The sequence below is a fragment of the Rhodopseudomonas sp. genome (genome assembly GCF_048594845.1).
In the GTDB taxonomy this organism is placed as follows: Bacteria; Pseudomonadota; Alphaproteobacteria; order Rhizobiales; family Xanthobacteraceae; genus Rhodopseudomonas.
The window spans coordinates 1-7,615 of sequence record NZ_JBMDXE010000121.1; the positions used below are offsets into that span (position 1 = coordinate 1).

The window sequence follows — 7,615 nt, forward strand, 5'->3', positions numbered from 1 at the left end:
TTGATGCTGATGGGCATCGTCACCAAGAACGCCATCATGCTGGTCGAATTCGCGCTGGAGGCGATCCGCGCCGGCAAAAGCCGCGAAGAGGCGATCATCGACGCCGGCCAGAAGCGCGCCCGCCCGATCGTGATGACCACCATCGCGATGGTCGCCGGCATGATGCCGAGCGCACTCGCGTTCGGCGCCGGCGGCGAATTCCGCTCGCCGATGGCGCTGGCGGTGATCGGTGGCCTGATTTTCTCGACCGTACTGTCGCTGATTTTCGTGCCGGCCGTGTTCATGATGATGGACGATCTCGGCCGCCTGGTCTGGCGTTTCGGCAGCAAACTGCTCAGCCACCGCGGGGAGACGGAGGGCGAAGCGAAGCGCTGAGGCATCAGCGGTGATATGCGAATACTGAGCTGCAGGCGATGACTTAGTGGCACGACGTCGCCCCACTGGCACGCCGTCATTGCCGGGCTCGACCCGGCAATCCATCCTCTTCGTGAAACGCCCCTCCTCGCAACACGCCGTCTTTCGGCGCGCTGACGCGCGCGATGGATGCGCGGGCCTTCGCCGCGCCGAAGGGGCTCCGGCCCCGCAGGCGGGTCAAGCCCGCGCATGACGGCGGAGGATGGGGCGAGGCGCTGCCACGAGTTCGGTCGTCATCCCCCGCGAATGCGGGTGATCCAGTATTGCAGAGCGCTTGCGGCAATGCTGATGCCGAGCGACGAATGCTCTGGGATACTGGGCCGCCCGCCTGCGCGGGCGATGACGTGGAGGAATGCGGGGGCGCTCGTCCGTCACGTCGAACCGATTCGATTTTCAAACAGCCACGTCATTGAAACAGCCACTTCGTGTGATCAGCATCGGAGCGCGATTAAACTAGCCACGCGCTCGCATTCTCGCGGCGCATTGCGCCCGAGCTATGCTGCATTCCTGTCGCCCTCCCTTGGAAGAGGGCGCGCGGAACGCCGGGTGCCCGATGCACCCGCGGCCTCGTGTGCGTAAGTAAAAAGCACACGAGTTCAAAACCACGGTCACACCGGAAACATCCGGCGTTCCGCGCGCGATGGTGTTAACGGCGTATCTCGTGCTCTCCCCGGCGCCCGACACGGTTTTTGGTCGCCGTCGCGTCCGACTTGTGAGCTTGGCTTCGGTGGAAGCCGTCGCTCAGTCGGGGCTTGATGCCACGCGGGACATCAGGACCACACGCCTTGGCCGTCCGCGGCAGCGTGGTCGTCAGCGCTTCGGTGACGGCTCACGGGACCTTTCGATGAAAGGGAGCCCGCCCTGCCGTCACGTCCCCGCCTGACGCTGCCGCGTCCATCGCCCCCCGCCCCGCGAACCGTGACGATCGCGTTTCGCCCCTCTCCCCGGGGCGGGTTAAGGCGGACTATAGTCCTTGTAGGAATTTTGTCAAGGATGAATGCTAACCTTGGCTGAGATCGAAGGTGGGGGCGGCGACGTGCCAAGATACCAGCGAATGGATATCCACGAGCGTGATCCGCTGCGACATCGATGCCGATTGTCGCGCCTCGTCGGAAAATGTCGACGTCGTAACGACGAAACCGTGGAAGGCGCGATGTTCTTCAATCACCCCTTTGAACTGCTGAATAGTCGGCCGACCGACCTTATTGTCGGCGGAGTTTCTCTTGCACTGGACGACGATCAGCCCTTCGGCATGGATCGCAAAGCCATCGACGCCGAGATCGTTCGATTTGCGCGTGACGATCGACTTCAAGCCGGCGCTTTCGAAGAAGCTCATGACGTGGCGCTCAAACCGGAATGGGTCCATCTTACATAGCGCTATGCGGAGCGAATCCTCGTCCTCGGGCGTCCCGCATCGCTCCGGATCCACGGGTTGCTCACGCATCGCGGCCTTCACTCTCCAACTGGCTTGCCGCAGACGTTCGTCTTCGATGATGACATCTATGATCTCGGCGATCTCTGGCCGGACGCTCGGATCTCTTGCGACAGCTTCGATGATTGCGGTGATCCCGGCCGTGCCGAGGAAGACGAGCAAAAGGACAGGAACTCCGATTGCGCCTCCGAAAGCGGCGATCCCGGCGGCCTGACCGCCAACGAACGGCAGTGCGGCGAGCGTTGCGGGAAGCGCGATTTTCACTGCTAGCGGAAGGTTCGATTTCCGGTAGTTCTGAACCGACTCGGTGACCCGCGCCGCGATGAATTTCACGGCCGTCCGCGAATCGACCAAGGCTCGGAGGTGTCCAACCTTTTCCGGAAGGTTGAGATCGCTTCCGAGGATCTCGCGGGACTGGCCGAGCCACTTGATCGCCTGCAAACGATCCTCGCTGCTGCTCAACCGCTTGACTGCGTTGGCGAAGAGATCAACGAGCCAGCGCCGAATGGCCTCTCGGGGCAGGTCAAGCATGGCGTAGTAGCCGAATGGTGCAGCCAGATGAGCTGCGGAGATGAAATCAACTTGGCTGAAATTCGCGACTGCAGCGTAGGAAATGACATCGCAAGTTTCAATGCGGCTTTACTCCATAAGGCAAAGCCTGTTCGGCGGTGAGGCCGGATCGAGGAGTGGACCGGGTGAAGGCATTCCTCTCGCGATCGCGCGGACTCACTGCTCGCGTCGCCCTCACCCCCAACCCTCTCCCGCAAGCGGGAGAAGGAGCGCGCTGCGATCCGGGGCTGACGCGTCGCACTACACTTAACTAAGCGTCAGCTATTCTTTGACGGGAGCGCCGCGAGGCACAGCGCACCTCCCCCGCTTGCGGTGGAGGTCGACGCGCGTAGCGCGGCGGGGTGAGAGGGCACTCTGATCCGCGAGCGCGCACTCACTGCCTGGGGCGCCCTCACCCCAACCCTCTCACGCAAGCGGGAGAGGGGCGCGCTGCGGCGCGGGGTGGGCGGGTCGCCCAAGTAACAGCCCGTCGGCAGGTCGCTCACTCACTGCTCGCGTCGCCCTCACCCCACCCCTCTCCCGCAGGCGGGAGAAGGAGCGCGCTGCGGAGCGGGGATGGCGCTCGAGCTGCCACGGGCACGCGAGCGACCCGTGCTTTCAGCGTTGCTGGCTTCGGGCGACGGCGGTGAGGCGGCCGAGGTTCTTGAGCAGGATGCGGCCGCGATGGACGTCGAGGATGTCGTCCTTGCGCCAGGTCTGGAGCTGACGGTTGACGCTTTCGCGGGCGGCGCCGACGAAGACGCCGAGTTGCTCCTGCGAGATGTGCACTTCCGATCCGACTTCGGCGGCGAGCGCGCACAGCCGCCGGGCGAGGCGGACCGGCAGCGGCTGCAGAACCGACTCCTCCATCCGCTCGCTCATCCAGCGAATGCGCTGACTGAGTAATCCGATCAGTTTCACGGCGACCTTCGGCTCGCGCTCGAGATGATCGAGGAAATCGGCGCGGCGCAGTTCGAACAGTTCGGTCGGCTCGCCGGCGGTTGCGTCGGCGGTGCGGCTCTGGCCGTCCAGCACGGCGACTTCGCCGACCAGCTCGCCCGGGCCGAGAAAATTGAGCGTGAGGCGACTGCCATCGGTCGCCGGCGCCTCGATGCGGATCTGGCCGCGCCGCACACCGAACAGCGCGTCGCCGCGTTCGCCCTTCTGAAACAGCACCTCGCCGGCCGCGATCTGGCGCGTGTGCGACAATCCGGCGATCCGCTGCAGATCCTCGCTGCCCAATTCGGCGAACAAGGGATTGAGCTTCAGCATCACCGCGAACTCCCCCTGCGTACTCATCGCGATGATCATCTCCCCCTGCGTTGCGTATCGGTTAGCCGCGGAAAACACGAAATGGTTCAAAACAAATGTGGCTGCGATCACAGACTTTTGGCGTAGGCGGCGTGGCCCTGACTGCCGACGCGGCGGCGGCGCGATCGAACCGGCCCTGATCCGGCCGCACAAATGGGTAACTCACGGCCCAACGACCGGCGTATCGGACGCCGCAGCCGGGACAGCGACATGCGATTTTCCAGAACGGCCGCCATCGCGCTTGCGGTGCTGATCGCCGCGGCGGCGCTGCTGCTCACCATCGGAATTCCGTCCGGCGCGATCACGTCGGCGATCGAGAGCCGCGTGGCCCGCGATACCGGCTACCGGATCGCGATCGCCGGGAGCAGCAAGGTCAGCCTGTTTCCCGGCTTCAGCGTCACGCTGAACGACGTCACGCTCGATGATCCGAAGGCGCCCAGCCCCGACCGCCGGCTCACCATCGGCAGCATTCGCGCCGAGCTACCACTCGGCAGCCTGATCTCCGGCGATCCCCGGATCACCGAGCTGACGCTGAGCCGGCCGGTGCTCCGCGTGCCGCTGATCCGCGACAGCAGCGCGGCCGCCCCTGCCGTGCCGCCGCCCGCAATGCCGGCCCGAGCTAACCAGGTGACGATCGCGCATGTGACCGTGCAGGATGGCTTGGTGATCATGGCCAACGCGGCCGATCGCGTCGAAGACCGGATCGACGGCTTCAACGCGAATATCGCGGTCGATGCGGAGCGCCGCGTGACCGCGACCGGCGGCGCCCAGCTCGGCGGCCGTCCGGCGACGTTCCGGATCAAGTCCGACGCCCCGCGCGATGGCCAACCGCTGCCGATGGAGCTGGCCTTCGCGGCGCCCGACTGGCTGAGCGGCCCGATCGCCGCCAAGGCCGAGGTGCGGCTGCGCGGCTCGCTGCTGCAGATCAACGGCCTGTCCGGCACGCTCGGCGCCGGCGCGTTCAACGGCTGGGCCTCCGCCGATCTCGCCGGCAAGCCTCAGCTCAAGCTCGACCTCGATTTCCAGCGGCTCGATCTCGGCGATCCGCGCAAGCAGCCGGCGCCGGCCGGCGCGCCGTGGAGCGATACACGCTTTGACCTGACGGGCCTGAACTATCTGGATGCCCAGTTGCGGCTGTCGGCGGCCGAACTCAATCTCGGCTCCGCTCACTTCGCACCGGCCTCGATCGACGCCAAGCTGACCGGCGGGACGCTGACGGCGCAATTCGCGCAACTCGGTGTCTATGACGGCGAGGCCGCGGGGCAGCTCGCGATCGACGCCGGGCCACGCACACCGGCCATCACCCTGCGGGCCAGCTTCAAGGACGTGCGGGCGCGGCCGCTGCTGGCGGGGCTCGCGGATTTCGACCGGATCGACGGCAAGCTGCAGGCCGAGATGACGCTGCGCGCAGATGGCGACAGCGTGCGCGCCGTCATGTCGACACTCGACGGCACAGCATCGGTTGCTGTGCGCGACGGCGAGATCCGCGGCGTCAACGTCGCGCAGATGATCCGCCGCCTGACGACGGCGCCGCTATCCGGCTGGCAGGACGGCGGCACCGAGATCACCGACCTGACGGAGCTTGCCGCCTCGTTCCGGATCGCACAGGGCAAGGCCGCAACCACCGATCTCGCGCTTGCCGGACCGCTGGTCCGCATGACCGGGGCCGGCACGATCGACCTCGGCGCCAAGGCCCTGGCGCTGAAGGTGGAGCCGAAGCTGGTGCTGACGACGCAGGGCCAGGCGACACAAGGCCAGAGCGTAACGCCCGTCAGCCCCGCCGCCGAACCGGTCGGCCTCGGCATTCCGGTGGTGATCGACGGCCCCTGGGCGTCGCCGCGGATCTATCCCGACACGGCCGGCATCCTCGACAATCCCGAAGCCGCCTACGCGCGGCTGCGGCAGATGGGCAAGGGCCTGTTCGGCGCGTTCGGCGGCGGCAACGGCGCCGCTAGCCCGAACGCCGACGGCTCGCTCGGCGAGAGCATCGGCCGGCTGATCCAGCAAGGCCTTCAAAGCGGCAGCGCTACGCCTGGCGCGCCCGCGCCAGGACGGAGCGACCCGGCGCCGGACGTGAACGCGATCATGAAGCAGCTGTTCGGCCGCTGAGGCCGGCGGTTCGGGCGCAACGAATGCGGGGCGGAGGCGTGCCTCGGGCTGAGCAATGCGGTAGACTTGGCGTGCAAACGAAGGATCGAGGATGACCCCCATGATGGCGAAGGGCGGCCGACGATGGTTGCGCGCCGCGAGCGCGATGGCGCTGGCGGCGGTCTGCGGCACGCTGCCGGCGCGCGCCGCCGACGAGGCCGATGCCGAGGCCGACGCGGTGAAGGGCCAGGCCGTCACCGTGCTGAAGGCCACCAAGGCGTGCTTTCCGGCGATCGTCGATGTCTCCGGCTTCGTGATCCCGCGGGACGAAGTGTCGGTGCGTCCTGATCGGCCCGGCGCCAAAGTGACCGAGGTGCTGGTCGAGCCCGGCGAGACCGTGACGCAGGGCCAGCCACTGGCGAAGCTCGCCGCCGACGCCGGCGGCGCCACCGTGCAGGCGCCGGTCGCCGGCCTCGTCTCGAGCTCGACCGCGACGATCGGGTCGCCGGCTTCGGCCAAGGGCGAAGCGCTGTTCACCATCATCTCGCGCAACGAGTTCGATCTGGTCGGCCAGGTGCCGACCCGCAGCCTGACGCAGCTCGCCGCGGGCCAGACCGCGACGGTGACGATCGTCGGCATGACCGACGATCTCGACGGCCGGGTGCGGCGGGTGTCGCCGACGGTGGAGCCCAACAGCCAGCTCGCCAGCGTGTTCGTCGGTCTCACCTCGAGCAAGCGGCTGCTGGCCAATGCCTCGGGCCGGGCGATGATCAAGACCGGCGAGAGCTGCGGCATCTCCGTGCCGCTCACCGCGGTGCTCTACAGCTCGGCCGGCACGGTGGTGCAGGTGGTGCGGCGGCAGACGATCGAGACCAAGCGGGTCGAGGTCGGGCTGATGAACGGCGGCAACATCGAAATCCGCGAAGGGCTGCAGGACGGCGACGTCATCGTCGCCCGCGCCGGTGCGCTGCTGCGCGAAGGCGACACCGTGCGGCCGGTGGTCGCCACCGCGGCGCCGGCGGCGGACTGATCCGCCGCCGAGTTGCTGGATTTACGCAGCGCGGACGGTGCCGAGGAAGCGGTCGAGCTCGAGCCGCAGCCGGTTGCCTTCGGTGGACAGCAGCCGCGCCGCGGACAGCACCTGCGCGGAGGCGGAGCCGGTCTCGGTGGCCTCCTGCTGCACGCTGGCGATATTCGCCGACACCAACTGCGTGCCGTCGGCAGCCTGCTGGACGTTGCGGGAAATCTCCTGCGTCGCCGCGCCCTGCTCCTCGACCGCCGCCGCGATCGTCGAGGCAACCTCCGACAGCTCCTCGATGGTCCGCGAGATGCCGCCGATGGCATCGACCGACTCCCGCGTCGCCGCCTGGATGGCGAACACCTGCTGGCCGATTTCGCCGGTGGCCTTCTCGGTCTGCGCCGCCAGCGCCTTGACCTCGGACGCGACCACCGCGAAGCCACGCCCCGCCTCGCCGGCACGCGCCGCCTCGATGGTGGCGTTGAGCGCCAAGAGATTGGTCTGGCCGGCGATCATGGTGATCAGTTCGACGACGTCGCCGATCCGCGACGCCGCGGAGGATAGTTCGCCGACCTTGGCGGTGGTGGAGCGGGCCTGATCGACCGCGGTGCCGGCCATCCGCGCCGACGACTGCACTTGGCGGCTGATCTCGCTGACCGAGGACGACAGCTCCTCGGTGGCCGACGCCACCGACTGCACGTTGGTGGAGGCCTCTTCCGACGCGCCAGCCACCGTGGTGGCAAGCTCCTGGGCGTGTTCGGCCGTCGAGGTCAGCGACATCGCCGAGGCTTCGAGTTCGGTCG

6 protein-coding genes are annotated in these 7,615 nt (G+C 67.5%); 3 read left to right on the forward strand and 3 right to left on the reverse strand.

The features are described 5' to 3' along the window. A partial coding sequence (locus ACOJTD_RS07465; RefSeq protein ID WP_420132287.1) for an efflux RND transporter permease subunit occupies positions 1-375 on the forward strand: 375 nt, incomplete at its 5' end. 1,039 nt (positions 376-1,414) lie between these two features. Here ACOJTD_RS07465 and ACOJTD_RS07470 read toward each other — a convergent pair. Both ACOJTD_RS07470 and ACOJTD_RS07475 read right to left on the reverse strand, forming a co-directional pair. Continuing rightward, complete coding sequence (locus ACOJTD_RS07470) at positions 1,415-2,377, reverse strand: restriction endonuclease (protein WP_420132288.1); 963 nt, start codon at positions 2,375-2,377, stop codon at positions 1,415-1,417. Positions 2,378-3,013: 636 nt separating this feature from the next. Continuing rightward, complete coding sequence (locus ACOJTD_RS07475; RefSeq protein ID WP_420132289.1) at positions 3,014-3,694, reverse strand: Crp/Fnr family transcriptional regulator; 681 nt, start codon at positions 3,692-3,694, stop codon at positions 3,014-3,016. A 222-nt stretch (positions 3,695-3,916) separates the two neighbouring features. Between ACOJTD_RS07475 and ACOJTD_RS07480 the strand changes: the two genes are divergently transcribed. Both ACOJTD_RS07480 and ACOJTD_RS07485 read left to right on the forward strand, forming a co-directional pair. Then, entirely contained in the window at positions 3,917-5,815 is a 1,899-nt protein-coding gene (locus ACOJTD_RS07480; RefSeq protein WP_420132290.1) for an AsmA family protein, read from the forward strand. 91 nt (positions 5,816-5,906) lie between these two features. After that, a complete protein-coding gene (locus ACOJTD_RS07485) occupies positions 5,907-6,824 on the forward strand; it encodes an efflux RND transporter periplasmic adaptor subunit (protein ID WP_420132291.1) in 918 nt (305 codons plus the stop codon). A 21-nt stretch (positions 6,825-6,845) separates the two neighbouring features. On the opposite strand, the gene ACOJTD_RS07490 is transcribed toward ACOJTD_RS07485, so the two are convergent. Beyond that, the coding region (locus ACOJTD_RS07490) for a methyl-accepting chemotaxis protein (RefSeq protein ID WP_420132292.1) at positions 6,846-7,615 on the reverse strand (770 nt) is incomplete at its 5' end.

Bases quoted from the DNA above. Each gene is read 5' to 3' on its own strand.
- ACOJTD_RS07470 (WP_420132288.1), bottom strand. From the start codon at position 2,377: ATGCTTGACCTGCCCCGAGAGGCCATTCGGCGCTGGCTCGTTGATCTC.
- ACOJTD_RS07475 (WP_420132289.1), bottom strand. From the start codon at position 3,694: ATGAGTACGCAGGGGGAGTTCGCGGTGATGCTGAAGCTCAATCCCTTG.
- ACOJTD_RS07480 (WP_420132290.1), top strand. From the start codon at position 3,917: ATGCGATTTTCCAGAACGGCCGCCATCGCGCTTGCGGTGCTGATCGCC.
- ACOJTD_RS07485 (WP_420132291.1), top strand. From the start codon at position 5,907: ATGACCCCCATGATGGCGAAGGGCGGCCGACGATGGTTGCGCGCCGCG.